Below are 23,157 nucleotides of genomic sequence, written 5' to 3'. Positions count from 1 at the left end.
GCGGCGGTCAGCCGCGCGCCGCCGCCGCGGCGGCGAACCGCTCGAGCCCCGCGAGGGCCGGCGGGACGAGCGTGCCCAGCACCGCGGGTGCCCGGGCGGCGAGGTCGCGGACGCGGTGCGTGGCCAGGTCCGTCGCCATCTCGGGGGTCGCGAGCCAGGTGCGCAGGAGGTCGGCGTCGACCTCCAGGTGGAACTGGAGCCCGAGCGCGCTGCCGGCCCGGAACGCCTGCACCGGGGTCGCGGGCGTGCTCGCGAGGAGCGTCGCGCCCGTCGGCAGGTCGGCGGCGTCGCTGTGCCAGTGCAGCACGGTGGGCCGCTGCCCGAGGGGCGCCAGGACCGGGTCGTGCTCGACCACCTCGACCGGGGCGAACCCGATCTCGGTGCCGTGGGCCCGGTGCACGGGTGCGCCGAGGGCGCGGGCGAGCAGCTGCATCCCGAGGCAGATGCCCAGCACCGGCACGTCGGCGTCCACGGCGTCCGCGAGCAGCCGGCGCTCGGCGCGCAGGCCGGGGTAGCGCTCGTCGTCGTCGGCGCTCATCGGGCCGCCCATGACGACGACTCCCGCGAGGTCTGCCGGCGCCGGCAGGTCCGGGTGCTCCTCGTCGAGGACGATCCGCGTGGTGCGCTGGTGGTCGCCGAGCACGCGGGCCACCAGTCCCGGCCCCTCCCACGGCGCGTGCTGGAGCACGAGGACCGGCCGCGTGGGCCGGTGACGGTGCCGACCCCGGCGCGCGCCCGCCTCGCGGGTGGTGGGGCGCTCGGGGGTCACGGGCCGAGCCTAGGGGCGGGGACGCGAATGCGCCCCGCGGTCAGGGCCTCGCCGAGACCGTCCGGCCGCGGTCCCAGGGCTCCGTCCAGCCGAGCTCGTCGAACAGGCGGTCGACGACGAGCGCCGTGAAGCCCCACACGAGGTGGTCGCCCACCACGAAGGCGGGGCCCCGGGGCCGCGGCGGCGAGCCGACCGTGGCCGTGCGGCGGTGGGCGGGGTCCAGGAGGTCGGCGACGGGCGCCCGGAACACGTGGGCGGACTCCTGACGGTCGACCACGCCCACCGGCGACGGCCGCGCCCACCACGCCAGCACGGGGGTCACCCGGTGGCGGCTCACGGGCAGGGAGAGCTCGCCGAGCGTGCCGAGCACCTCGACGCCGCCCGGGTCGAGGCCGGTCTCCTCGGCCGCCTCCCGCAGGGCGGCGTCGACCGGACCGCCGTCGGTCGGGTCGATGCGGCCTCCGGGGAAGGCCACCTCGCCCGCGTGGTGCGTGAGGGAGGAGGCGCGACCCACGAGCAGCAGGTCCAGGTCGGCGGGGACGGCGTCCGACCGGTGCCGGGCGTCGACCCGGTCGAGCGCCCCGAACAGCACGAGCACCGCCGCCGGCCGCGACGCGGCCTCGGGGGTCGGCCAGCCGGGCCACGCCAGGCCGCGGGCCGCGAGCTCGGCGAGCCGCTCGCGGGCGGGTCCGGTGCTCACCAGCCGTGCGGGAGGGGCCGGCCCTCGTCGTAGCCCGCCGCCGACTGCACCCCGACGACCGCGCGCTCGGTGAACTCCTCGAGCGTCGTCGCCCCCGTGTAGGTCAGCGCGCTGCGCAGGCCGGAGGTGATCTGGTCGAGGAGGTCCTCGACGCCCGGGCGCCGCGGGTCGAGGTACATCCGGGAGGACGAGATGCCCTCCTCGTACAGGCCCTTGCGCGCGCGCTCGAACGCCGAGCCCCCGACGGTGCGGGCCGCGACCGCGCGCGCCGACGCCATCCCGAAGCTCTCCTTGTACAGCCGGCCGTCGCCGTCCGCATGCAGGTCGCCCGGGCTCTCGTGCGTGCCCGCGAACCAGGAGCCGATCATCACCTGCGACGCGCCAGCGGCGAGCGCGAGCGCGACGTCGCGCGGGTGCCGCACGCCGCCGTCGGCCCACACGTGGGCGCCGAGGCGACGCGCCTCGGCCGCGCAGTCTAGGACCGCGGAGAGCTGCGGGCGCCCGACGGCGGTCATCATGCGCGTCGTGCACATCGCGCCAGGGCCCACGCCGACCTTGACGATGTCCGCGCCCGCCTCGACCAGGTCGCGGGTGCCCTCCGCGGTGACGACGTTGCCCGCCACCACGGGGACGCCCGGTGACAGGCCGCGCACCGCCGCGAGGGCCTCGAGCATCTTGCGCTGGTGGCCGTGCGCGGTGTCCACCACGAGCACGTCGACGCCGGCGTCGAGCAGCGCCGCGGCCTTGCCGCGCACGTCGCCGTTGATGCCGACAGCGGCGCCGACGCGCAGGCGTCCTGCGGCGTCCAGGGCGGGGGCGTAGATGGAGCTGCGCAGCGCGCCCTTGCGCGTCAGCACGCCGACCAGGACACCCTCGGCGACGACGGGCACGAAGCGGCGGCGCGAGCGGTGCAGCTGCTCGAACGCCCGCTCCAGGCCGTCCGGCGCCGAGACGACGCTCGCCTCGACCACCGTGGGGTCCGGCGTCATCACCTCGCCGACCTGGGTGAAGCGGTCGACGCCGCTGCAGTCGGCCTCGGTCACGACCCCGACCGGCCGCCCGTCGGCGACGACCACGGCGGCGCCGTGCGCGCGCTTGCCGATGAGGGTCAGGGCGGTGTGCACGGTGTCCGTCGGGGAGACGAGGACCGGGCTCTCCAGCACGGTGTGGCGGGCCTTGACGGTGGCCACGACGTCGGCGACCACGTCGACCGGGATGTCCTGGGGGATGATCGCCAGGCCGCCGCGCCGGGCGACGGTCTCGGCCATGCGTCGCCCGGACACCGCCGTCATGTTGGCGACGACGACGGGGACGGTGGTGCCGGTGCCGTCCTGCGTGGCGAGGTCGACGTCGAACCGTGACGTCACCTCCGAGCGTGAGGGGACGAGGAACGCGTCGCCGTAGGTGAGGTCGGCGGTCGGCTGGTGGCCGGGCAGGAAGCGCATGCCGACAGCGTACGGAGCGCGTCGCGCGCGCGGCAGGGTGCCGCCCCGCGGGCCCTCCACCGGGCGCGCGCCGTACGATGTCGAGATGCCTCTCCTGCCCGGGATCACCTCGCCGGCCGCGCTCCGTGCGTTGCGACCCGCGCAGCTCGACGCGCTCGCCCGCGAGATCCGCGAGTTCCTCATCCAGTCCGTGTCCCGCACGGGCGGGCACCTCGGTCCGAACCTCGGCGTGGTCGAGCTGACGGTCGCGCTGCACCGCGTGTTCGAGTCCCCGCGGGACACGCTGGTGTTCGACACCGGCCACCAGTCCTACGTCCACAAGATCCTCACGGGGCGCGCCGACTTCTCCGAGCTGCGCCGCCGCGGCGGGCTGTCCGGCTACCCCAGCCGCACGGAGTCCGAGCACGACGTGGTCGAGAACTCGCACGCCTCGACCGCGCTGAGCTGGGCCGACGGGATCGCGCGCGCCAACGCGCTCCAGGGCCGCACCGACCGCCACGTCGTCGCGGTGATCGGCGACGGGGCGCTGACCGGCGGCATGGCGTGGGAGGCGCTGAACAACATCGCGTCCGGCCAGGACCGCCGGCTCGTCATCGTGGTCAACGACAACGGCCGGTCCTACGACCCCACCATCGGCGGCCTGGCGCACCACCTCGACGTGCTGCGCACGACCCGCGGCTACGAGGACGTGCTCGCGTGGGGCAAGCGCACCCTGCGTCGCTCCGGCCCGCCCGGCCGTCTCGCGTACGAGGCGCTGCACGGCCTGAAGAAGGGCATCAAGGACGTCGTCGCGCCGCAGGGCATGTTCGAGGACCTCGGCATCAAGTACGTCGGGCCCGTCGACGGGCACGACGTCGGCCAGGTCGAGCACGCGCTGCGCCGGGCGCGCGCCTTCGGCGGCCCGGTGATCGTGCACGTCATCACCGAGAAGGGCCGGGGCTACGTCCCCGCCGAGCAGGACGTCGCGGACCGGTTCCACGCCGTGGGCAAGATCCACCCCGAGACGGGCCTGCCCGTCGCGCCGTCGCGGTTCGGCTGGACCTCGGTCTTCGCCGACGAGATGGTCGCGATCGGCCGTCGGCGGCCCGACGTCGTCGCCCTCAGCGCCGCGATGCTCCAGCCCGTCGGGCTCGCGCCCTTCGCGGCGGAGTTCCCCGACCGCGCGTTCGACGTCGGCATCGCGGAGCAGCACGCCGTGACGTCCGCCGCGGGCATGGCCTACGCGGGACTGCACCCGGTCGTCGCGCTCTACGCGACGTTCCTCAACCGCGCGTTCGACCAGGTGCTCATGGACGTGGCGCTGCACCGTGCCGGCGTCACCTTCGTGCTCGACCGCGCCGGCCTGACCGGGGACGACGGGGCGAGCCACAACGGCATGTGGGACATGGCGCTGCTGCGCGTCGTGCCAGGCCTGCGCCTGGCGGCCCCGCGCGACGAGGAGCGCCTGCGGGCCGCGCTGCGTGCCGCGGTGGACGTCGACGACGCGCCGACGGTCGTGCGCTACCCCAAGGGTCCGCTCCCGGACGCCCTGCCGGCGGTCGAGAGCCTCGAGCAGGTGGACGTGCTCGCCCGGCACGTGCCGGACGGCGGTGAGCCCGCCGCGTCGGTGCTCGTGGTCGGCGTCGGCCCGATGGCGCACACCGCCGTGGAGGTCGGCGCCCTGCTGGCGGCCGAGGGCCACGCCGTGAGCGTCGTCGACCCGCTCTGGGTGCTGCCCGTGCCCACGACCCTGGTCAAGCTGGCGGGGGAGCACGACCACGTCGTGGTCATCGAGGACGGGCTCGTCGAGGGGGGTGTCGGTGCGATGCTCGCGCAGCGGTGCGCCGAGGCCGGCCTGACGGTGCCGGTCCAGCCCGTCGGCATCCCGCTGGGGTTCCTCGACCACGCGACGCGCTCGCAGCTGGTGGAGCAGCTGCGGCTCCGGGCGCCGGACGTGGCGCAGGACGTCCTCGGGCAGCTCCGCACGCGATGAGCCGTGGGCCCTCGACCGGCACGAGGAGTCGAAGGTCCCAGGTCGTCCCATGAATTGACGCGTAGCGTCGACGATGTCAGAGACCGACCACGGAGGAGCGCAGCGCGCATGGCCATCACCGCAGACACCACAACGGTCGTCCAGCCCGAGCCCGACGCCCCGCAGCGTGCGTGGCAAGGTTTCGTCGTGGGTCCGTGGCAGGACCAGGTCGACGTCCGGGACTTCATCCAGCGCAACTACACCCCGTACTCGGGCGACGCGTCGTTCCTCGCCGGGCCGACCGAGCGCACCACGGGCATCTGGAAGCGGCTGTGCGAGATGTTCCCCGCCGAGCGCGAGCGCGGCGTCTACGACGTCGACGCGAAGACGCCCTCGTCGATCACCGCCCACGCGCCCGGGTACATCGACAAGGACAACGAGCTCATCGTCGGCCTGCAGACGGACGCGCCGCTCAAGCGCGCGATCATGCCGTACGGCGGCTGGCGCATGGTGGAGAACGCCCTCAAGACCTACGGGTACGAGCCCGACCCCGAGACGGCGAAGATCTTCACCGAGTACCGCAAGACCCACAACGCCGGCGTCTTCGACGTCTACCCGCCCGACGTGCGTGCCGCGCGCAGCTCGCACCTCGTCACCGGCCTGCCGGACGCCTACGGCCGCGGCCGGATCATCGGCGACTACCGTCGCGTCCCGCTCTACGGCGTCGACGCCCTGATCGAGGCGAAGAAGCTCGAGCGGGCCGAGCTCGACATGGAGCGTTCGACCGAGGACGTCATCCGCGAGCGCGAGGAGAACGCGGAGCAGATCCGCGCCCTCGGCGAGCTCAAGCAGATGGCCGCGAGCTACGGCTACGACATCTCCCGGCCGGCGAGGACGGCACGCGAGGCCGTCCAGTGGCTCTACTTCGCCTACCTCGGCGCGGTCAAGGAGCAGAACGGCGCGGCCATGTCGCTGGGCCGCACGTCGACGTTCCTCGACATCTACCTCGAGCGGGACCTCGCCGCGGGGCGCCTCACCGAGGAGCAGGCGCAGGAGCTCATCGACGACCTCGTCATCAAGCTCCGCATCGTCCGCTTCCTGCGCACGCCCGAGTACGACGCCCTCTTCTCGGGCGACCCGACGTGGGTCACCGAGTCGATCGGCGGCCTCGGCGAGGACGGCCGGCCGCTCGTGACGCGCACGTCCTTCCGCTACCTGCAGACCCTGTACAACCTGGGCCCGGCCCCGGAGCCGAACCTCACGGTGTTCTGGAGCCACAAGCTCCCCGAGGGCTTCAAGCGGTTCTGCGCCCAGGTCTCCATCGACACGTCCGCGATCCAGTACGAGTCGGACGACCTCATCCGCTCGCAGTGCGGCGACGACGCGGCCATCGCGTGCTGCGTCTCGGCGATGACCGTCGGCAAGCAGATGCAGTTCTTCGGGGCGCGGGTCAACCTCGCCAAGGGCCTGCTGTACGCGATCAACGGCGGCCGCGACGAGGTGTCGGGCAAGCAGATCGCCCCGCTGGCCGCGCCGATCACCGGTGACGTGCTGGACTACGACGAGGTGCGGGCGGCCTATGACAAGCTGCTCGACTGGCTCGCCCAGACCTACGTGGACGCCCTGAACTGCATCCACTGGTCCCACGACAAGTACGCGTACGAGCGCATCGAGATGGCCCTGCACGACCGGGCCGTCCTGCGGACGCTCGCGTGCGGCATCGCCGGCCTCTCGGTCGCGACCGACTCGCTGTCGGCGATCAAGTACGCCACGGTGCGTCCCGTCCGGGACGAGACCGGGCTCGTCGTGGACTACGAGGTCGAGGGCGAGTTCCCGACCTACGGCAACGACGACGACCGCGCCGACGACATCGCGGTCGAGCTCGTCCGCGACTTCATGGAGAAGGTGCGGCGCCAGCCGACGTACCGCAACGCGAAGCACACGCAGTCGGTCCTGACCATCACGTCCAACGTCGTCTACGGCAAGCACACCGGCAACACGCCGGACGGGCGCCGCGCCGGCGAGCCGTTCGCCCCGGGCGCCAACCCCATGAACGGGCGCGACTCGCACGGCATGCTCGCCAGCGCGCTGTCGGTCGCGAAGCTGCCGTACTCCGAGGCCCAGGACGGCATCTCCCTGACCTCGACGGTCGTGCCCTCGGGCCTCGGTCGCAACCGTGACGAGCAGGTGACGAACCTCGTCGGTCTGCTCGACGCGTACGACGTCTCCCACGGCTTCCACATGAACATCAACGTGCTCAACCGCGAGACGCTCGAGGACGCGATGGAGCACCCGGAGAACTACCCGCAGCTGACCATCCGGGTCTCCGGGTACGCCGTGAACTTCGTCCGGCTCACGCGCGAGCAGCAGCTCGACGTGCTGTCGCGGACGTTCCACGGCGCGCTCTGACGCACGGCTGACCGACCCCGACGGGGCGTGGCGCTACGGCGCCGCGCCCCGTCGGCGCGTCACGCCGCGATGAGTTCGCGCGACGCGGGGAGTCGGCACACTCGGCGGGCGCACGAGCGTCCGGCGCCGAGCGACAGGAGTCCCGCGATGACCTCCACGACGACGAGCACCCACACCCTCGAGGTGCCGGGCGCGACCCTGACGTACGACGTGCGGGGCCCGCTCCCGACCGCCGACGGCGTCCCGCCGCTGCTGCTCGTCGGCCAGCCGATGGACGCGAGCGGCTTCGGGACGCTGGCGTCGTACTTCCCGGACCGGACCGTCATCACGTACGACCCCAGGGGACTGGGCCGCAGCGTGCGCAGCGACGGCAGCGTCGAGCAGCGTCCGGAGCAGCAGGCCGACGACCTGCACCGGCTGGTCGCCGCGCTCGGCGCGGGGCCCGTCGACCTGTTCGGCTCCAGCGGCGGCGCGACCACGTCACTCGCACTCATCACCGCCCACCCGCAGGACGTCCGGCAGGTCGTCGCCCACGAGCCGCCCCTGATCGCCGTCTTGCCGGACGCGGACCACGCCGCCGACCTCTGGCGGCGCGTCCGGGACACCTACGACGCGCGGGGCTGGGGCTGGGGCATGGCCGCGTTCGTTGCCATGACGTCCTGGCCCGGCGAGCTCACCCCCGCGGTCCTCGCCGAGCTCCCCGACCCGGCCGCGTTCGGGATGCCGGGCGAGGACGACGGGACGCGCGTCGACCCCCTGCTGTCGGGCGCGTCCGACCCGGTGGTGGCCTACCGGCCGGACGTCGCGGCGCTCGCGGCGGCGCCGGTGCGGCTCGTCGTGGCCGCGGGGATCGAGAGCGCCGACACGATGACGTGGCGCACCTCGCAGGCGCTCGCCGCCTCGCTCGGCCGTGAGCTCGCGGTCTTCCCGAGCAACCACGGCGGCTTCCTCGGTGACGAGTTCGGCATGCCGGGTCAGCCCGAGGCGTTCGCCGCGCGGCTGCGCGAGGTCCTGGACGCCGGCGTCTGAGGCGGCCGTGGGGAGCGCGAGGACATTCGTCCCATGACTATGGGGCCGTGATCGACCATGATGGAGGCATGAGCACAGCAACCGTCGAGGGCGCACCCGTGATCGAGCTCACCGAGCCCGTCGTGGCCGGCTCGCACGAGCGCGCGACGGCCGGCACGGCGGGCCTGGAGCTGGCCGACCTGGACCGCTCGGCCCGGTTCGCGCAGATGCGCGCCGGAGAGATCGGCTCGCTGCACTCCTGGGAGCTCGTCACCGCCGTGGACGGCCCGGGGACGCGGATGACGGCGTTCCTGTCCGGGTGCCCCCTGCGCTGCCTCTACTGCCACAACCCCGACACGATGGAGATGCGGCGCGGCGAGCCCGTCACGGCCGACGAGCTGCTGGCCCGCGTGCGGCGCTACGTGCCGGTGCTCAAGGTCACCGGCGGCGGCCTGACGCTCTCGGGCGGCGAGCCGCTCATGCAGCCGGCGTTCGTGGCGCGGATGCTGCGGGGCGCCAAGGAGATGGGCCTGCACACGGCGATCGACACGTCCGGCTACCTCGGGGCCCACTGCACCGACGCCATGCTCGACGACATCGACCTCGTCCTGCTCGACGTGAAGTCGGGGGACCCCGAGACCTACAAGCGCGTGACGGGCCGCGACCTGCAGCCCACGCTGGACTTCGGCCGGCGGCTCGCCGCCCGGGGCACCGAGATCTGGATCCGCTTCGTGCTCGTCCCCGGCGTGACCGACGACGAGGCGAACGTGGAGGCGGTCGCCGAGTACGTCGCGAGCCTGTCGAGCGTGTCCCGCGTCGAGGTGCTCCCGTTCCACCAGATGGGGCGGGACAAGTGGGATCAGCTCGGCCTGCGCTACGAGCTGGACGGGGTGCCGGCGCCCGACGCCGCCCTCGTCGAGCGCGTGCGCGGCCAGTTCCGCGCCCGCGGCCTGACGACCTTCTGAGGTCCGCCGGGGCGCGGCCCGACCTCCGCACGGCCTGACCGCACGGCCCGACCTCCGCACGGCCGAACCCCCGTCGTGCGGGTCCGGCCGCGCGGCGCCTCAGGCCCGGGCGACGTCAGCGGTCCCGGGCGCCAGGAGGCGTCGGCCCAGCACGCGCTCGGACCACCCGCTGCGGTCCAGGTACGGGCAGATGCCGCCCAGGTGCAGCGGCCAGCCGGCGCCGAGCACCATGCACAGGTCGATCTGCTCGGGTCCGTCGACCACGCCCTCCTCGAGCATGAGCCCGATCTCCTGGGCGAGGCCGGCGAGCACGGCGTCGAGCACGCCCTGCTCGTCCAGCGCACCCGCGCCGCCGGGCTCGCCGAAGGCGTCCTGGATCGCGGGGTCCACGTCGGCCTCGGCGCCGGACCCGTCCGGCTCGGGCACGACGCGACGCCCCTCGGCGGCGAGCCGCTCGAGCCCGGGGGAGAGCGGGTAGCGCTCGCCCAGGTCCTCGTGCAGCGAGCGCAGCACGTGCAGCGCCACCGGGAGCCCGACGAGCTGGATCAGCGCGAACGGGCCCATGGGCAGCCCCAGCGGGCGCAGCGCCGAGTCGGCGACCGTCACGGGCGTGCCGCGCTCGACCGCACCGGCCACCTCGGCGAGCATCCGCAGCAGGAGGCGGTTGACGACGAAGCCCGGCCGGTCGGCCACGCCGACCGCCGTCTTGCCGAGCTGCTGGGCGACGGCGAAGGCCGTCGCGACCGCGGCGTCCGACGACGCCTGCGTGCGCACCACCTCGACCAGCGGCATCTGCGCGACCGGGTTGAAGAAGTGCAGGCCGACGACGCGCTCCGGGTGGCGCAGGTGCGCGCCCATCTGCGTGACGGACAGCGCCGAGGTGTTGGTGGCGAGCACCGCGTCGGGGGCGATGACGTCCTCGAGCTCGGCGAACACGCGCTGCTTGAGGGAGAGCACCTCCGTGACCGCCTCGACCACGAGGTCGGCGCCCGCGAGGGTTCCCAGGTCGGTGCTGACCTGCACCGACGCCAGGATCCGGTTGGCCTCCGCCTCGTCGATGCGCCCCTTGCGCACGAGCTGCTCGACCTGGCGCCGGACGTGGGCCAGGCCGGCGGCCACCCGCTCGTCGTCGATCTCCCGCATGTGCACCGGCACGCGCAGGCGCCGGGCGACGAGCACCGCGAGCTGCCCGGCCATGAGCCCGGCGCCGACGATGCCGACGCTGCGCACCGGGCGCGCGAGCTCGGCCGCCGGCGCCCCCGCCGGGCGCCGGGCCTTGCGGGTCGTGAGGTCGAACGCGTAGAGCCCCGCCCGCAGCTGGTCGCTCATGATCAGCTCGGTGAGTGCCGCGTCCTCGGCCGCGTACGCGGTGTCGCGGTCCGCCGTGCGGGCGGCCGCGAGCAGGTCCAGCGCGCGGTAGGGCGCGGCCTTGGCGCCGTGCAGCCGGCGGTCGAGCTGCGCCCGCGCGGCGCCGACGACGGCGTCCCACTCCGCCTGGCCGTCGAGCGGCCGCCGCTCGACCACCACGCGCCCGGCGAGCACGTCGGCCGCCCACCGCACCGACTCCTCGAGGAAGTCGGCGGGGTGCAGCACGACGTCGACGAGCCCCGTCTCGAGCGCCTCGGCCGCCTTGGTCATGCGGTTGTTCGCGAGCGGACGCGTCAGCACCAGGTCCACGGCACCGCGGATCCCCAGGAGCCGCGGCACCTCCCAGCAGCCGCCCCACCCGGGCACGAGACCGAGGAACGCCTCGGGCAGCGCGAGCGCCGCCACGTCGGCCGCCACGGTGCGGTAGGTGCACGCGAGCGCGACCTCGAGTCCGCCGCCGAGCGCCGCGCCGTTGACGAAGGCGAACGTGGGCACGCCCATCTCGCCGAGCAGGCGGTAGGTGGCGTGCCCCAGCTCGGCGATGGCGCGCGCCTGCGCGTCGTCGGTGATCCCCGCGACGCCGCGCAGGTCCGCCCCGGCGGCGAGGTAGTACGGCTTGCCGGTGACCGCGACGGCGCGGATCTCGCCCGCCTGCGCCCGGGACCGCTGGGCCAGCAGGGCCTCGCGCAGCTCGGTCAGACCACCGGGGCCCAGCGTGGTGGGCTTGGTGTGGTCGAAGCCGTTGTCGAGGGTGACCAGCGCGAGGAGGCCGCCGTCGGGCAGCGCGACGTCGCGCACCAGCGCGTGCGTCACACGCTCCTGCGGCGCGGCGGGCGTGGTGGTCGTCGTCTCGCTCATGCCTGCTCCTCCGACGTCGCGGCCGTGTTCTCCCAGATGACGGTGCCGCCCTGGCCCAGCCCGACGCACATCGTCGTCATCCCGTACCGGACGTCCGGACGCTCGGCGAGCTGGCGCGCGAGCTGCGTCATGAGGCGCACGCCCGACGACGCGAGCGGGTGCCCGACGGCGATGGCGCCGCCCCACGGGTTGACGCGCGGGTCCTCGTCGTCGATCCCGAACGCGTCGAGGAAGGAGAGCACCTGCACGGCGAACGCCTCGTTGATCTCGATGAGGCCGATGTCGTCCATCGTCAGACCCGCGCGGTCGAGCGCGCGCTGCGTGGACGGGACCGGGCCGAGGCCCATGACCGCGGGGTCGACGCCCGCGTAGGCGAACGAGACGAGCCGCATGCTGCCGCCGAGCCCGAGCTCGTGGGCGACCTCCTCGGCCGCGAGCAGGCACATCGTCGCGCCGTCGGTGAGCGGTGCGCTCGTCGCGGCGGTGACGCGTCCGCCCGCGCGGAAGGGCGTCGGCAGGCTCGCGACCGTCTCGAGCGTAGTGCCGGGGCGCGGCGGCTCGTCGGCGGTCGCCAGGCCCCAGCCGCGCGCGGGGTCGCGCACGGCGATCGGCACGAGGTCGGGCGTGATCCGCCCGGCGGCGAGCGCCGCGGCGTAGCGCTCCTGGCTGCGGACGCCGTAGGCGTCGGCACGCTCGCGCGTCAGGGCGGGGTAGTGGTCGTGCAGGTTCTCGGCCGTGCGGCCCATGACCAGGGCGTCGGCGCTGACGAGGCGCTCGGCGACGAACCGGGGGTTCGGGTCCGCGTCGCCGCCCATCGGGTGGTGGCCCATGTGCTCCACGCCGCCCGCGAGCACGACGTCCTGCGCGCCGACGCCGATCGCCGAGGCGGTCGCGGTGACCGCCGTCATGGCCCCGGCGCACATGCGCTCGACGGCGAAGCCGGGCACCTCGCGCGGCAGGCCGGCGAGCATCGCCACCGTGCGGCCGAGGGTCAGGCCCTGGTCGCCCGTCTGGGTCGTCGCGGCGATCGCGACCTCGTCGATGCGCTCGGGCGGCAGCCCGGGGTTGCGCCGCAGCAGCTCGCGGACGGCCTTGACCGCGAGGTCGTCGGCGCGGGTGTGGGCGTAGAGCCCGTCGGGCTTGGCCCGCCCGAAGGGGGTGCGGACGCCGTCGACGAAGACGACCTCGCGGACGGGGCGTGGGGGACGCGCGGGCATCGTGCCTCCAGGCTCGGACGACGTCGTCCGGTCGGGTCCAGCAGGGTAGTTACCGGAGAGTAACAAAGGCCGCGACGAGCGGCGGCGTCACCAGCTCGACCTGCCAGGGCCGCGCCCCGCCGTCGCGCAGGAAGCGCGCCACCGTGTCCGCGTCGAGCTCGGCGGGCGGGGTCCAGCACAGCCGCCGCAGCAGGTCCGGCTGGAGCAGGTTCTCGACCGGCACCTGGTACTCCTCGCCGAGCGCGGTGACGACGCCCCGCGCTGCGGCCAGGCGGGCGGCGGCGGCGGGGTCGCGGTCCGGCCACGACCGGGGCGGCGGGGGAGCGTCCGTGCGCGGACCGCGCAGCGGCGGCAGCTCGGACTCCGGCAGGGCGAGCGCCTGCTCGATCGCGGCGAACCACTGCTCGGCACGGCGGCGCGTGCCCTTGCCCGAGAACGGGCGCAGGGCCACGAGGTCGGCGACGGACCGCGGCAGCGCCGTCGCGGCCGCGACGATCGCGGCGTCCGGCAGCACGCGGCCCGGTGAGACGTCCCGGCGGCGCGCGTCGGCCTCGCGCGCCTCCCAGAGCGCCCGCACGACGGCCAGGCGGCGTCGGTCGCGCACGGTCTGGAGCCCCGACGTCCGGCGCCACGGGTCGACCCGCGGCGGCGCGGGGGGCGCGGTGCGGACGGCCTCGAACTCCTGGCGCGCCCACTCGGCCTTGCCCGCAGCCTCCAGGCGCGCGCCCAGCTCGCGCCGCAGGTCCGTGAGCACCTCGACGTCGAGCGCGGCGTACAGCAGCCAGTCGCGCGGCAGCGGGCGGGTCGACCAGTCGACCGCGGAGTGCTCCTTGGCCAGGCCCAGGCCCAGGACGTCGGCGACCACGGCCGCCAGTCCGACGCGCGGCATGCCCAGCAGGCGGGCCGCGAGCTCGGTGTCGAAGACGGCGTCGGGCCGCAGCTGCTGCTCCGCGAGGCCCGGCAGGTCCTGCGACGCCGCGTGCAGGACCCACTCCACGCCCTGCAGCGCCTGGCCGATGCTCGACAGGTCGGGCAGGGCGATCGGGTCGATGAGGACGGTGCCGGCGCCGTCCCGGCGCAGCTGCACGAGGTAGGTCCGCTGCCCGTAGCGGTAGCCCGACGCGCGCTCCGCGTCGACCGCCACCGGGCCGGTGCCCGCGGCGAGCGCGGCGGCGGCCTCGGCGAGCGCGCCCGGGGTCTCCACGACGTCCGGGACGCCGTCCGCCGGCTCCCGCAGCGGGGTCACCTCCGGGGCGTGCGGGACGTCCGGAGCCTCCTCCGGATCGCTGGCGGCAGACTCGACGGAGGGGACGTGCGGCATGACGTCCAACCTACGTGCTGGGCGCCGCCCGGCGCGCCAGGCGCGCGCTCAGGCCAGGAGCTCGTTGCGGATCGCGTACGCGACCATCTCGGCGCGGTCGCCCGTGCCGACCTTGCGCGAGATGCGCGCCAGGTGGCTCTTGACCGTGAGCGCCGACAGGTCGAGGTGCTCGCCGATCTGGCGGTTCGAGCGGCCCTGCGCCACGAGGCCGAGGACCCCCAGCTCGCGCGCGGTGAGCTCGGGGCCCGGTGCGGGCGGCGCGACGGGCGGCTTGGCCGCGATGCGCACGGCCCCGGGGCTCTCGGCCGTCACCGCGCCGCGGACGCCGCCCCCGAGCAGGACGACGAGCTCGCGCCGTCCGGACTTGCGGGTGAGGAGCACGGCGCGGGTCGACTCCCGTCGACGCAGGGAGCGCACGAGCATGTGACCATCGCCGTCGGCGATCTCCGGCACCACGAGGCACAGCGGCCCGGTGCCCGGCGCGACCCGCGGGGAGGGCGGGTACGTGGGGCCCGCTGCCCGTGCCGCCCCGGTGACCGGTCGACGGGCAGGGGCGCGGTTCGCCGGTGTTGTCCGGACGTGCTCGACGGTCACGGGAAGCTCCACACTGCCAGGCGGGACGATCTGTGCTCCTGCTATCGGCAGGTTGTCCCGAGGGCTTGAGCCCCGATTCCCGACCGCCTTCAGCGGCGCCGGCCCAGCGTGGAGACGCCGTCCGGCAGGGGCGGCAGACCGGCCGCCTGGCACAGGAGCGTGGCCCAGGCGCCCAGGTGCGCGCCCGCCTCGCCCTCGGGGGACCAGGAGGCGCGGATCTCGACCTCGGACTCGGACTCGCGCTCGGCGAGGGTCCCGAACGTCTCGGAGGCCACGCGGGTGACCGTCCCGCCCAGGGCGTGGTGCGGCACGTCCGCGAGCGCCTCGGTGACCCACGACCAGGCCGCCTCGCACAGCAGCGGGTCCGAGCCGGTCTCGGGGTCGAGCGTCGCCCGCACGAGCGTCACCGCACGGAAGGTGCCGTCCCACGCCTCCTGGCCAGCCGGGTCGTGGAGGAGGACGAAGCGGCCGGACGCTGCGTCGTCGTCGGGCCCGGTGCCGGAGCCGGCGACGTCGGCCGTGAGGGCGACGGCGTACGGGGCGATGCGCGCGGGAGCCGGGATCTCGGTGAGACGGACCTCGGGACGCAGCCGCTCGTCCCGCAGGGCGTGCAACGCGCGCACGAACTCCTGTGGCACTCCGGCGCCGGCGGTGATCACGTCTCGCAGAGTACGTGCGAGGTCCGACACCGGCGGGGACCGCCGCGCGGACACCCCGGAGCGTCACCTGCGTGCCTCGGTAGGCTGGCCCGAACCGTCACCTCCCGAAGGGAAGTCCTCGAGCATGACTGCACGCGCGCAGATCGGTGTCACCGGGTTGGCCGTCATGGGTCGCAACCTCGCGAGGAACTTCGCCCGTCACGGGTACACGGTCGCCGTGCACAACCGGTCCTACGCGAAGACCGAGTCGCTCATCGCGGACCACGGCGACGAGGGCGACTTCGTCCCGTCGCAGACGATGGCCGACTTCGTCGCCTCGCTCGAGCGCCCGCGCAAGGTCGTCATCATGGTCAAGGCGGGCGGCCCGACGGACGCGGTCATCGCCGAGCTGGTGCCCCTCCTGGAGGAGGGCGACATCGTCATCGACGCGGGCAACGCGCACTTCCCCGACACGCGCCGCCGCGAGGCCGAGCTCAAGGCGCACGGCCTGCACTTCGTCGGCACGGGCGTCTCGGGCGGTGAGGAGGGCGCGCTCCTCGGCCCCAGCATCATGCCGGGCGGCTCGCGCGAGTCGTACGAGTGGCTCGGCCCGATCCTCGAGGACATCTCGGCCAAGGTCGACGGCGTGCCGTGCTGCACGTACGTGGGCTCGGACGGCGCGGGCCACTTCGTCAAGATGGTCCACAACGGCATCGAGTACGCGGACATGCAGCTCATCGCCGAGGCGTACGACCTCCTCAAGCACGGGCTGGGTGCGTCCGCCCCGGAGATCGGCGAGATCTTCGCCGAGTGGAACACCGGCGACCTCGAGTCGTTCCTCATCGAGATCACGGCCGAGGTGCTCGCGCACACCGACGCGGCGACGGGCCTGCCGTTCGTCGACGTCATCCTCGACCAGGCGGAGCAGAAGGGCACGGGCCGCTGGACGGTCCAGAACGCGCTCGACCTCGGGGTCCCGATCACGGGCATCGCCGAGGCGACGTTCGCGCGCGCCCTGTCGGGCTCCGTGCCGCAGCGCACCGCCGCGCGGGGGGTCCTGCTCGCCGACGCGCAGGCGTGGGACATCGCCGACCGGGAGGCGTTCGTCGAGGACGTGCGGCTGGCGCTCTACGCCTCCAAGGTCGTCGCGTACTCGCAGGGCTTCGACCAGATCGCGGCCGCGTCGGCCGAGTACGGCTGGGACATCGACCGCGGCGCCATGGCGCGGATCTGGCGGGGCGGCTGCATCATCCGGGCGCGCTTCCTCAACCGGATCACCGAGGCCTACGAGCGCCGGCCGGACCTGCCGCTGCTGCTCGCTGACGACTACTTCTCGTCCGCCGTGGGCAACGGCGTCGCCGCGTGGCGCCGGATCGTCGCGGCGGCGGCGCTCAACGGCGTCCCGACGCCCGCGTTCTCCTCCTCGCTCGCGTACTACGACGGGGTGCGTGCCGAGCGGCTGCCGGCCAACCTCATCCAGGCGCAGCGCGACTTCTTCGGGGCCCACACCTACCGCCGGACCGACCGCGAGGGGACCTTCCACACCGAGTGGACGCTCGACCGGTCCGAGAGCCCCGCGTGACCCAGGGCTCCGGCACGGCGGGAGGGCTCGCGCCCGCGCCGCCGCTGATCACGCGCGCGGAGGGTCGCTCGGCCGGGGGGCGGGCGTTCCAGCCCGTCATCCTCGGCGCCGACATCGGCGTGTACGCGCTCGCGCGCGCCTTCCACGAGGGGTACGGCGCGCGGTCGGTCGTCGTCAGCATGACGGTGACCGGCCCCGTCGCCGACTCGACGATCCTCGAGAACGTCGTGCTGGGCGGGGACGCGACGCCCGAGGACCTCCTGGCCGCGCTGCGGGACGTCGCCGCGCGCTTCGCGGGGGACCCGGACGCGCCCCAGCTGCTGCTGCTCGCCAACACGGACTGGCTGGTGCGGTTCCTGGTGACGCACCGCGCCGAGCTCGAGCAGTGGTACACCGTGCCGTTCCTGGGCGAGGAGCTGCTCGGCCGGCTCGCGGACAAGGCCAGCTTCGCGGAGCTGTGCACCGAGCTCGGCATCGCGACCCCGCGCACGGTGGTGCAGGACTTCACGACGGCCGACGACGCGGGCTGGGCGCCCGTCGGGGTGGACCTGCCCTTCCCGGTCATCGCCAAGGCGGCCAACAGCGCGGACTACGAGCGGCTGAGCTTCGCGGGCAAGAAGAAGGTCTACCAGGTCGATTCGGCGCCCGAGCTGGCGGCGCTGTGGGTGACGCTGCGCGACGCCGGCTTCCGGGGCCGCTTCGTCGTGCAGGAGATGGTCCCGGGCGACGACACGCAGATGCGCTCGATCACCTGCTACGTCGACACGCGCGGGGTCGTGACGATGTCCTGCTGCGCGCACGTGCTCCTCGAGGAGCACACGCCCAGCGGGCTCGGGAACCCGGCCGCGATGATCACCGGGCGGTTCGACGACATGCTCGAGCAGGCGCAGCGGCTGCTCGTGAGCACCGGCTACGTGGGCTTCGCCAACTTCGACGTCAAGGTGGACCCGCGTGACGGGTCCGCCCAGTTCTTCGAGGTGAACCCGCGCATCGGGCGCAACAACCACTACGTCCTCGCGGCAGGTGCCAACCCGGCGCGCTTCCTCGTGGCGGACCGGGTCGACGGCGAGGCCGTGGCGCCGGTGTCGGTCGAGCGCGAGGTGCTCTACTCGATCGTCCCGCACCGCCTCCTGCTGCGGTACGTCCTGGACCCCGCGCTGCGCGCGAAGGTCCAGGACCTCATCCGACGCCGCGCGACGGCGCACCCGCTGCGCTACCGCGCCGAGACGCGCCTGCGTCGGCGCCTGTACGTGGCGGCGGCGGCGGTCAACCAGGTGCGCAAGTTCCGCCGGTACTACCCGGAGGTCACCGGGACCGGCCTGTAGCGGCGCGGCGGGACGTCGCCCGCTGCTGCTGCCACGCGCGCCGCAACCCTCGTACCGTCGGACCATGCCCTGCCGACTGACGGCCCTCGCGTTCGACGCGTACGCCCCCGGGCGCCTGGCGCACTTCTGGGCCGCGATGCTCGCACGGGACGCGCTCGACGACGCCGGAGGTGGCGTACTGCTCCCCGGGTCGCGGACGCAGCTCGGCCTGCGGTTCGTACCGCAGCAGGCTCACGAGGTCGGCCGGAACCGGAGGCACCTGCACCTCACCAGCACGAGCGCAGCCGATCAGCGGCAGGTCGTCGAGAGCGCACTCCGGCTCGGCGCCCACCACCTCGATGTCGGGCAGCGACCCGAGGAGGGGCACGTGGTGCTGGCCGATCCCGAGGGCAACGAGTTCTGCGTGATCGAGCCGGGGAACGCCTACCTCGCCGGCTGCGGCCCGCTCGGTGAGCTCACGTGCGACGGCACCCGGGACGTCGGGTTCTTCTGGGCGGCGGCGCTGGGCTGGCCCCTGGTGTGGGACCACGACCAGCAGACCGCGATCCAGTCCCCCGAGGGTGGCACCAAGATCTCGTGGGACGTGTGGGACGCGCCGGCCGTGCCGGGGGAGAGCCCGCGGGACCGGCTACGGCTCGAGCTCGCCCTGACCGCCGGGGACCTCAGCCAGGAGACCGAGCGACTGGTCGCGCTCGGCGCGCTGCGCCTGGCCACGGACGACGGCGCGGTGGTGCTCGCCGACCCCGGCGGCAACGAGTTCCACCTCGGTGCCTCCCCGACCCCCAGGTGACGTACCACGCCGGGCGGCGGGCGTCTCAGCCGAGCTGGCTCGTGCCGCTGTAGAGGTGCAGCACCGGGACGTGCAGCTCCTCGCGGGCCCGCGAGGCCCAGTCGGTGTGGAACGTGTCCTCGAGCGCGTGCGGCTGGGTGACGACCACGACCTCGCGCACGGTCGCGTCCTTGACCGCGGCGCGCAGCGCCGGCAGCGGGTCGTCGGCCACGACGACGCCGTCGGCGCGCACCCCGGCCGCCACCAGTGCCGCGACGCTCGCGGCGAGCTGGTCCTCGGCCGTCGCGCGCGCACGGACCGGCGACGGCTCGCGACCCAGGACGTCGTCCAGCGCCTCGCGGAGCTCGCCCATGCTCAGGTGGTCGACCAGCGACACGAGGAGGTTGCGCTCCGTGTCGGCGGGCACCAGCACGTGGTACCGGACGTCCTCGCCGGTGTGCAGCGCGGTGATGTGCTCGACGTCGGCGGTGGTCAGGGAGTCCTCGCTGAGGAGGAGGATGGTCTCGCTCACGTCGGCAGCGTAGCCGCCGGACCTAGTCTGGGCGCCGTGGACGCATCCCGGCGCACGGCCGACCAGGGGCCCGCGCCGGTGCCGGGCGGGCCCGTCGCGGACCGCGTCGTGCTCGTCGCGGGCGGCACCGGCGTCGTCGGTGGTCACGTGGTGCGGGCCGCCCTGGACGCCGGGGCGCGCGTCGTCGTCCCGACGCGACGCCCGCCCGGCGCCGTCGGGCGAGGGCTGCCCCGCCACGATCGCCTCGTGCGCGTGACGGTGCGCGACTGGGCCGACCCCCACGAGGTCCCCGCGGCGCTCGCCGCGCACGGCTGGACGGCCGACGCGGTGGTCGCGGCCCTCGGCGGCTGGTGGATCGGCACGCCGCTGGTCGGCCTCGAGCCGCTCGTGTGGCGCCAGGTGCTCGACGACAACCTCACCGCGCACTTCCTCGCGGCGCGGGCGCTGGTGCCGCTGGTCGGCGCCGCGGGCGCGCGCCGCGACCCCGTCTACGTCGCGCTCAACGGTGCTGCCGCGCGCGTGCCGATGGCCCTGTCGGGCCCCGTGAGCGTGGCCGGCGCGGGGCAGCGGATGCTCTTCGACGTGCTGCGGGCCGAGCTGGCGGCGGGCGCGGGACCGCGGGTCCGCGTCCACGAGGTCGACGTCCTCGCCGCCGTGGCCGGCGACGACCGCAACCTCGACCCGGTGGCCGAGATCAGCGGCGACCGCGTCGCCGCGGCGGTGCTCGGCGTCCTCGCGGACGCGTCCTCCCCACCGGTGGTGGCGCTCCCCGCCCCGGACGCGCGGTGACGGGCGTCGCCTGGGACGACAACGCGTCACCCGGGCACGTGCGCCCGGTGGGGAACTAGGGTGGCGGCGTGAGTCCAGCGGCGAGCCTCGTGGGTCGCCGCCCGGAGGTCGCGGCGGACGAGCTGCTGGCCCAGCTGACGCCGCCCCGGCACTTCGCGGACGCGTCCTTCGACTCCTACCTGCCCGACCCCGCCCACCCGAGCCAGTCGGCCGCGCGCGAGCGGCTGGTCCAGGTCGCGGAGCGGCTCGGGCGACCCTCCCGGCGGGGGTGGCTGCGCCGACCCCCGGCCCCGCCGGCCGTGTACCTCGACGGCGGCTTCGGCGTCGGCAAGACCCACCTGCTCGCGGCGCTCGCCCACCGCACACCGGACGCGGCGTTCGGCAGCTTCGTGGAGTACACCCACCTGGTCGGGGCGCTCGGCTTCGCGCCGACGGTCGCGGCCCTCTCGACGCGCCGGCTCGTCTGCATCGACGAGTTCGAGCTCGACGACCCGGGCGACACCCTGCTCATGTCGCGCCTGCTGCGGGAGCTGTCCGACGCCGGCGTCGGGTTGGCGGCCACGTCGAACACGCTGCCCGAGCAGCTCGGCGAGGGCAGGTTCGCGGCCGAGGACTTCCTGCGCGAGATCCAGGCGATGTCCGACCGGTTCGAGGTGCTGCGCATCGACGGACCGGACTACCGCCACCGCGGTGGCGGTCACCGCCTCGAGGCGCTCGACGACGACGTCGTGCGGCAGGTGACGTCCGGCACGCCGGGGGCGACGTGCGACGACTTCGGCGCCCTGCTGGCGCACCTGCGCACCGTGCACCCGAGCCGCTACGGCGCGCTCGTGGAGGGCGTGGCGACCGTCGGGCTCACGGGGGTCGGCCGGGCGCGGGACCAGGCCGACGCGCTGCGGCTGGTCTCGCTCGTCGACCGGCTCTACGAGGGCGACGTCCCCGTGCTGCTCGGGGGCGACGCCGATCCCGTGCTGTTCGACGACGCGATGCTCCGCGGTGGTTACCGCAAGAAGTACCTGCGCGCCCTGTCCCGCCTCGGCGCCCTCGCGCAGGACGGCCGGGGGCGCGTCGCGCGCTGACGGCCGGGGCGCGCCCGACATGCCGTACGGGGCGGCCGGACCCTCGCGTCCGTGGCGCGCCGCCCGCCGGGTCAGGCGCGGCGGTGCACGACGGCGACCCCGCGGCCGTCCAGCGTGAGGGTCCCGTCGCCGCGGTGCACCTCGCCGAAGGAGGCGAGCAGCGCGCCGGTGAGCGGCACGGCGGCGCCCTCGTCGCTGACCGACGCCACGACGCTCACCCGGCCGCGGTGGAGGGCGAACCAGCCCTCGCCGAAGTCCGCGCAGGTCTCGGCCAGGTCGCCGGACGCGATCTCCGGCACCGAGCGCCGGATCGCGATGAGGTCGGTGTACCAGCGCAGCAGCGCGGCGTTGCCCGGCTGCGCCGCCTCGGACCAGTCCAGCCGGCTGTCCGCCACGGTCGTCGGCGCCTGCGGGTCCGGGACCTCGACGTCGCCGCCGTAGATCTCCTCCCAGCCGTGCCCGGCGAACTCCGAGCGGCGACCCTGGCGGATGGCCTCCACCAGCTCGGGCTCCTCGTGGTCGGTGAAGAACTGCCACCGGGTGCGCGCGCCCCACTCCTCGCCCATGAAGAGCATGGGCGTGAAGGGCGAGAGCAGGACGAGCGCGGCGGCCGCCGCGAGTCCGGCGTCGTCCAGGTGCTCCGACGGCCGGTCGCCCAGCGCCCGGTTGCCGACCTGGTCGTGGTCCTGGCTGAAGACCACGAAGCGGTGACCGTCCGTGCCGGGCGGGACGGGCGCGCCCCAGTCCCTGCCGCGGAAGGTGGAGTGCGTGCCGTCGTGCAGGAAGACGCGCGTGAGGACCTTCTGGAGCGCCTCGGGGGAGCCGAAGTCCACGTAGTACCCGTGACGGTCGCCCGTGAGGTAGGCGTGCAGCGCGTGGTGGACGTCGTCCGCCCACTGGGCCGTCATCCCGAGCCCGCCCTGTGCGGTCGGCGTCACCATGGTCGCGTCGTTGAGGTCGGACTCGGCGACGAGCGAGAGCGGGCGGCCCACCTCCTCGGCGAGCGCGGCGACCTCGTCCGCGAGCTCGGCCAGCAGGTGGCGGGGGGAGTCGTCGACGAGCGCGTGGACCGCGTCCAGGCGCAGCGCGTCGATCCGGAAGTCGCGCAGCCAGCGCAGCGCGTTGTCGATGACGAAACGGCGGACCTCCGCCGACCCGTCGCCGTCGAGGTTGACCGCCTGGCCCCACGGGGTCTCGTGCCGGTCCGTGAAGTACGGGCCGTAGGCGTGCAGGTAGTTCCCGGACGGGCCGAGGTGGTTGTAGACCACGTCGAGGCACACCGCGAGCCCGCGCTGGTGCGCGGCGTCCACGAAGCGCTGCAGCGCCGCCGGCCCGCCGTACGGCTCGTGCACGGCGTACAGCGCGACGCCGTCGTACCCCCAGCCGTGCACGCCGGGGAACGCGGCGACCGGCATGAGCTCGACGACGTCGACGCCCAGCGCCACCAGGTGGTCCAGCCGCCCGACGGCGGCGTCCAGCGTGCCCTCGGGCGTGAACGTCCCCAGGTGCAGCTCGTAGACCACGGCACCGCGGACGTCGCGGCCCGCCCAGGCGCCGTCGCGCCACGCGTGCGCCGACGTGTCGAAGGTCCGGCTCGGGCCGTGCACGCCCGCCGGCTGCCAGGCGCTGCGCGGGTCGGGCCGCGGGTCGTCGCCGTCGAGGACGAACGCGTAGTCCGTGCCGTGGCCCAGGCTGACGGGCGAGCGCCACCAGCCGCCCGGCTCGGGCAGCATCGCGTGGCGCTTGCCGTCACGGCCGGGCAGCTCGATCTCGGCCAGCTCGACGTCGGGCGCCCAGACGCGCGGCGTGATGCCGCCGTCTGCCGCGGCGCTCGCCTC

The 23,157-nt window shown here is 74.9% G+C and carries 19 protein-coding genes; 9 read left to right on the top strand and 10 right to left on the bottom strand.

Going from position 1 to position 23,157, the window contains the following annotated elements; translation table 11 throughout:
• Window positions 1-7: 7 nt before the first annotated feature.
• The 3 genes from H2O74_RS09125 to H2O74_RS09115 are packed head-to-tail and all read right to left on the bottom strand — an operon-like array spanning window position 8 to window position 2,914.
• Window positions 8-769, bottom strand: coding sequence for a type 1 glutamine amidotransferase (locus H2O74_RS09125; protein WP_182111301.1), 762 nt, complete (start codon window positions 767-769; stop codon window positions 8-10).
• Between the two features lie 40 nt (window positions 770-809).
• Window positions 810-1,472, bottom strand: coding sequence for a CoA pyrophosphatase (locus tag H2O74_RS09120; protein WP_182114177.1), 663 nt, complete (start codon window positions 1,470-1,472; stop codon window positions 810-812).
• The gene (locus tag H2O74_RS09115; protein WP_182111300.1) at window positions 1,466-2,914 is read right to left on the bottom strand and encodes a GuaB1 family IMP dehydrogenase-related protein; all 1,449 of its coding nucleotides are present in this window, start codon (window positions 2,912-2,914) and stop codon (window positions 1,466-1,468) included. The genes H2O74_RS09120 and H2O74_RS09115 overlap by 7 nt, the downstream gene beginning before the upstream one ends.
• Window positions 2,915-2,999: 85 nt before the next feature.
• Here H2O74_RS09115 and dxs point away from each other — a divergent pair, with 85 nt between their 5' ends.
• From dxs to pflA, 4 genes are all read left to right on the top strand, one after another.
• The gene (gene dxs, locus H2O74_RS09110; RefSeq protein WP_182111299.1) at window positions 3,000-4,886 is read left to right on the top strand and encodes a 1-deoxy-D-xylulose-5-phosphate synthase; all 1,887 of its coding nucleotides are present in this window, start codon (window positions 3,000-3,002) and stop codon (window positions 4,884-4,886) included.
• A gap of 108 nt (window positions 4,887-4,994) precedes the next feature.
• Entirely contained in the window at window positions 4,995-7,274 is a 2,280-nt protein-coding gene (gene pflB, locus H2O74_RS09105) for a formate C-acetyltransferase (RefSeq protein ID WP_182111298.1), read from the top strand.
• 147 nt (window positions 7,275-7,421) lie between these two features.
• Entirely contained in the window at window positions 7,422-8,303 is an 882-nt protein-coding gene (locus H2O74_RS09100; RefSeq protein WP_182111297.1) for an alpha/beta fold hydrolase, read from the top strand.
• Between the two features lie 68 nt (window positions 8,304-8,371).
• Window positions 8,372-9,247: a pyruvate formate-lyase-activating protein gene (gene pflA, locus H2O74_RS09095; protein WP_182111296.1), complete on the top strand. Its 876-nt coding sequence runs from the start codon at window positions 8,372-8,374 to the stop codon at window positions 9,245-9,247.
• A 99-nt stretch (window positions 9,248-9,346) separates the two neighbouring features.
• Here the strand turns inward: pflA and H2O74_RS09090 are convergent, their stop codons facing one another.
• The 5 genes from H2O74_RS09090 to H2O74_RS09070 all read right to left on the bottom strand — a co-directional run bounded on the left by H2O74_RS09090 (window position 9,347) and on the right by H2O74_RS09070 (window position 15,264).
• Window positions 9,347-11,473, bottom strand: coding sequence for a 3-hydroxyacyl-CoA dehydrogenase NAD-binding domain-containing protein (locus H2O74_RS09090; RefSeq protein ID WP_182111295.1), 2,127 nt, complete (start codon window positions 11,471-11,473; stop codon window positions 9,347-9,349).
• Window positions 11,470-12,690 (bottom strand): thiolase family protein, encoded by a 1,221-nt coding sequence (locus H2O74_RS09085; RefSeq protein ID WP_182111294.1) that lies wholly within the window; start codon window positions 12,688-12,690, stop codon window positions 11,470-11,472. The genes H2O74_RS09090 and H2O74_RS09085 overlap by 4 nt, the downstream gene beginning before the upstream one ends.
• Window positions 12,691-12,739: 49 nt before the next feature.
• Window positions 12,740-14,011 (bottom strand): HRDC domain-containing protein, encoded by a 1,272-nt coding sequence (locus H2O74_RS09080; RefSeq protein WP_182111293.1) that lies wholly within the window; start codon window positions 14,009-14,011, stop codon window positions 12,740-12,742.
• Window positions 14,012-14,059: 48 nt separating this feature from the next.
• Window positions 14,060-14,434 (bottom strand): helix-turn-helix transcriptional regulator, encoded by a 375-nt coding sequence (locus tag H2O74_RS16920; protein ID WP_182111292.1) that lies wholly within the window; start codon window positions 14,432-14,434, stop codon window positions 14,060-14,062.
• Window positions 14,435-14,694: 260 nt separating this feature from the next.
• On the bottom strand, window positions 14,695-15,264 hold the full coding sequence (locus tag H2O74_RS09070) for a DUF3000 domain-containing protein (RefSeq protein ID WP_182111291.1): 570 nt from the start codon (window positions 15,262-15,264) through the stop codon (window positions 14,695-14,697).
• Window positions 15,265-15,388: 124 nt separating this feature from the next.
• On the opposite strand from H2O74_RS09070, the gene gndA reads away from it, so the two are divergent.
• The 3 genes from gndA (at window position 15,389) to H2O74_RS09055 (ending at window position 18,940) form a co-directional block, all read left to right on the top strand.
• Complete coding sequence (gndA, locus tag H2O74_RS09065) at window positions 15,389-16,825, top strand: NADP-dependent phosphogluconate dehydrogenase (protein WP_182111290.1); 1,437 nt, start codon at window positions 15,389-15,391, stop codon at window positions 16,823-16,825.
• Window positions 16,822-18,150 (top strand): hypothetical protein, encoded by a 1,329-nt coding sequence (locus tag H2O74_RS09060; protein ID WP_309232691.1) that lies wholly within the window; start codon window positions 16,822-16,824, stop codon window positions 18,148-18,150. Before gndA ends, H2O74_RS09060 begins: the two co-directional genes overlap by 4 nt.
• Before the next feature lie 64 nt (window positions 18,151-18,214).
• The gene (locus H2O74_RS09055) at window positions 18,215-18,940 is read left to right on the top strand and encodes a VOC family protein (RefSeq protein WP_182111289.1); all 726 of its coding nucleotides are present in this window, start codon (window positions 18,215-18,217) and stop codon (window positions 18,938-18,940) included.
• 25 nt (window positions 18,941-18,965) lie between these two features.
• On the opposite strand, the gene H2O74_RS09050 is transcribed toward H2O74_RS09055, so the two are convergent.
• Window positions 18,966-19,451: a hypothetical protein gene (locus H2O74_RS09050; protein ID WP_182111288.1), complete on the bottom strand. Its 486-nt coding sequence runs from the start codon at window positions 19,449-19,451 to the stop codon at window positions 18,966-18,968.
• 36 nt (window positions 19,452-19,487) lie between these two features.
• Between H2O74_RS09050 and H2O74_RS09045 the strand changes: the two genes are divergently transcribed.
• The gene (locus H2O74_RS09045) at window positions 19,488-20,240 is read left to right on the top strand and encodes an SDR family NAD(P)-dependent oxidoreductase (RefSeq protein WP_182111287.1); all 753 of its coding nucleotides are present in this window, start codon (window positions 19,488-19,490) and stop codon (window positions 20,238-20,240) included.
• A gap of 68 nt (window positions 20,241-20,308) precedes the next feature.
• A complete protein-coding gene (gene zapE / locus H2O74_RS09040) occupies window positions 20,309-21,319 on the top strand; it encodes a cell division protein ZapE (RefSeq protein ID WP_182111286.1) in 1,011 nt (336 codons plus the stop codon).
• A gap of 71 nt (window positions 21,320-21,390) precedes the next feature.
• On the opposite strand, the gene treZ is transcribed toward zapE, so the two are convergent.
• Entirely contained in the window at window positions 21,391-23,130 is a 1,740-nt protein-coding gene (gene treZ / locus H2O74_RS09035) for a malto-oligosyltrehalose trehalohydrolase (protein WP_182114175.1), read from the bottom strand.
• Between the last annotated feature and the right edge of the window lie 27 nt (window positions 23,131-23,157).

Origin of the sequence: Actinotalea sp. JY-7876, assembly GCF_014042015.1 — a bacterium.
Lineage (GTDB): Bacteria > Actinomycetota > Actinomycetes > Actinomycetales > Cellulomonadaceae > Actinotalea.
The sequence above is the reverse complement of the archived record's forward strand: the minus strand, read 5'-3'. Positions and strand labels throughout refer to the sequence as shown.

Bases quoted from the DNA above. Each gene is read 5' to 3' on its own strand.
- H2O74_RS09115 (WP_182111300.1), bottom strand. From the start codon at position 2,914: ATGCGCTTCCTGCCCGGCCACCAGCCGACCGCCGACCTCACCTACGGC.
- dxs (WP_182111299.1), top strand. From the start codon at position 3,000: ATGCCTCTCCTGCCCGGGATCACCTCGCCGGCCGCGCTCCGTGCGTTG.
- pflB (WP_182111298.1), top strand. From the start codon at position 4,995: ATGGCCATCACCGCAGACACCACAACGGTCGTCCAGCCCGAGCCCGAC.
- H2O74_RS09100 (WP_182111297.1), top strand. From the start codon at position 7,422: ATGACCTCCACGACGACGAGCACCCACACCCTCGAGGTGCCGGGCGCG.
- pflA (WP_182111296.1), top strand. From the start codon at position 8,372: ATGAGCACAGCAACCGTCGAGGGCGCACCCGTGATCGAGCTCACCGAG.
- H2O74_RS09090 (WP_182111295.1), bottom strand. From the start codon at position 11,473: ATGAGCGAGACGACGACCACCACGCCCGCCGCGCCGCAGGAGCGTGTG.
- H2O74_RS09085 (WP_182111294.1), bottom strand. From the start codon at position 12,690: ATGCCCGCGCGTCCCCCACGCCCCGTCCGCGAGGTCGTCTTCGTCGAC.
- H2O74_RS09080 (WP_182111293.1), bottom strand. From the start codon at position 14,011: ATGCCGCACGTCCCCTCCGTCGAGTCTGCCGCCAGCGATCCGGAGGAG.
- H2O74_RS16920 (WP_182111292.1), bottom strand. From the start codon at position 14,434: ATGCTCGTGCGCTCCCTGCGTCGACGGGAGTCGACCCGCGCCGTGCTC.
- gndA (WP_182111290.1), top strand. From the start codon at position 15,389: ATGACTGCACGCGCGCAGATCGGTGTCACCGGGTTGGCCGTCATGGGT.
- H2O74_RS09055 (WP_182111289.1), top strand. From the start codon at position 18,215: ATGCCCTGCCGACTGACGGCCCTCGCGTTCGACGCGTACGCCCCCGGG.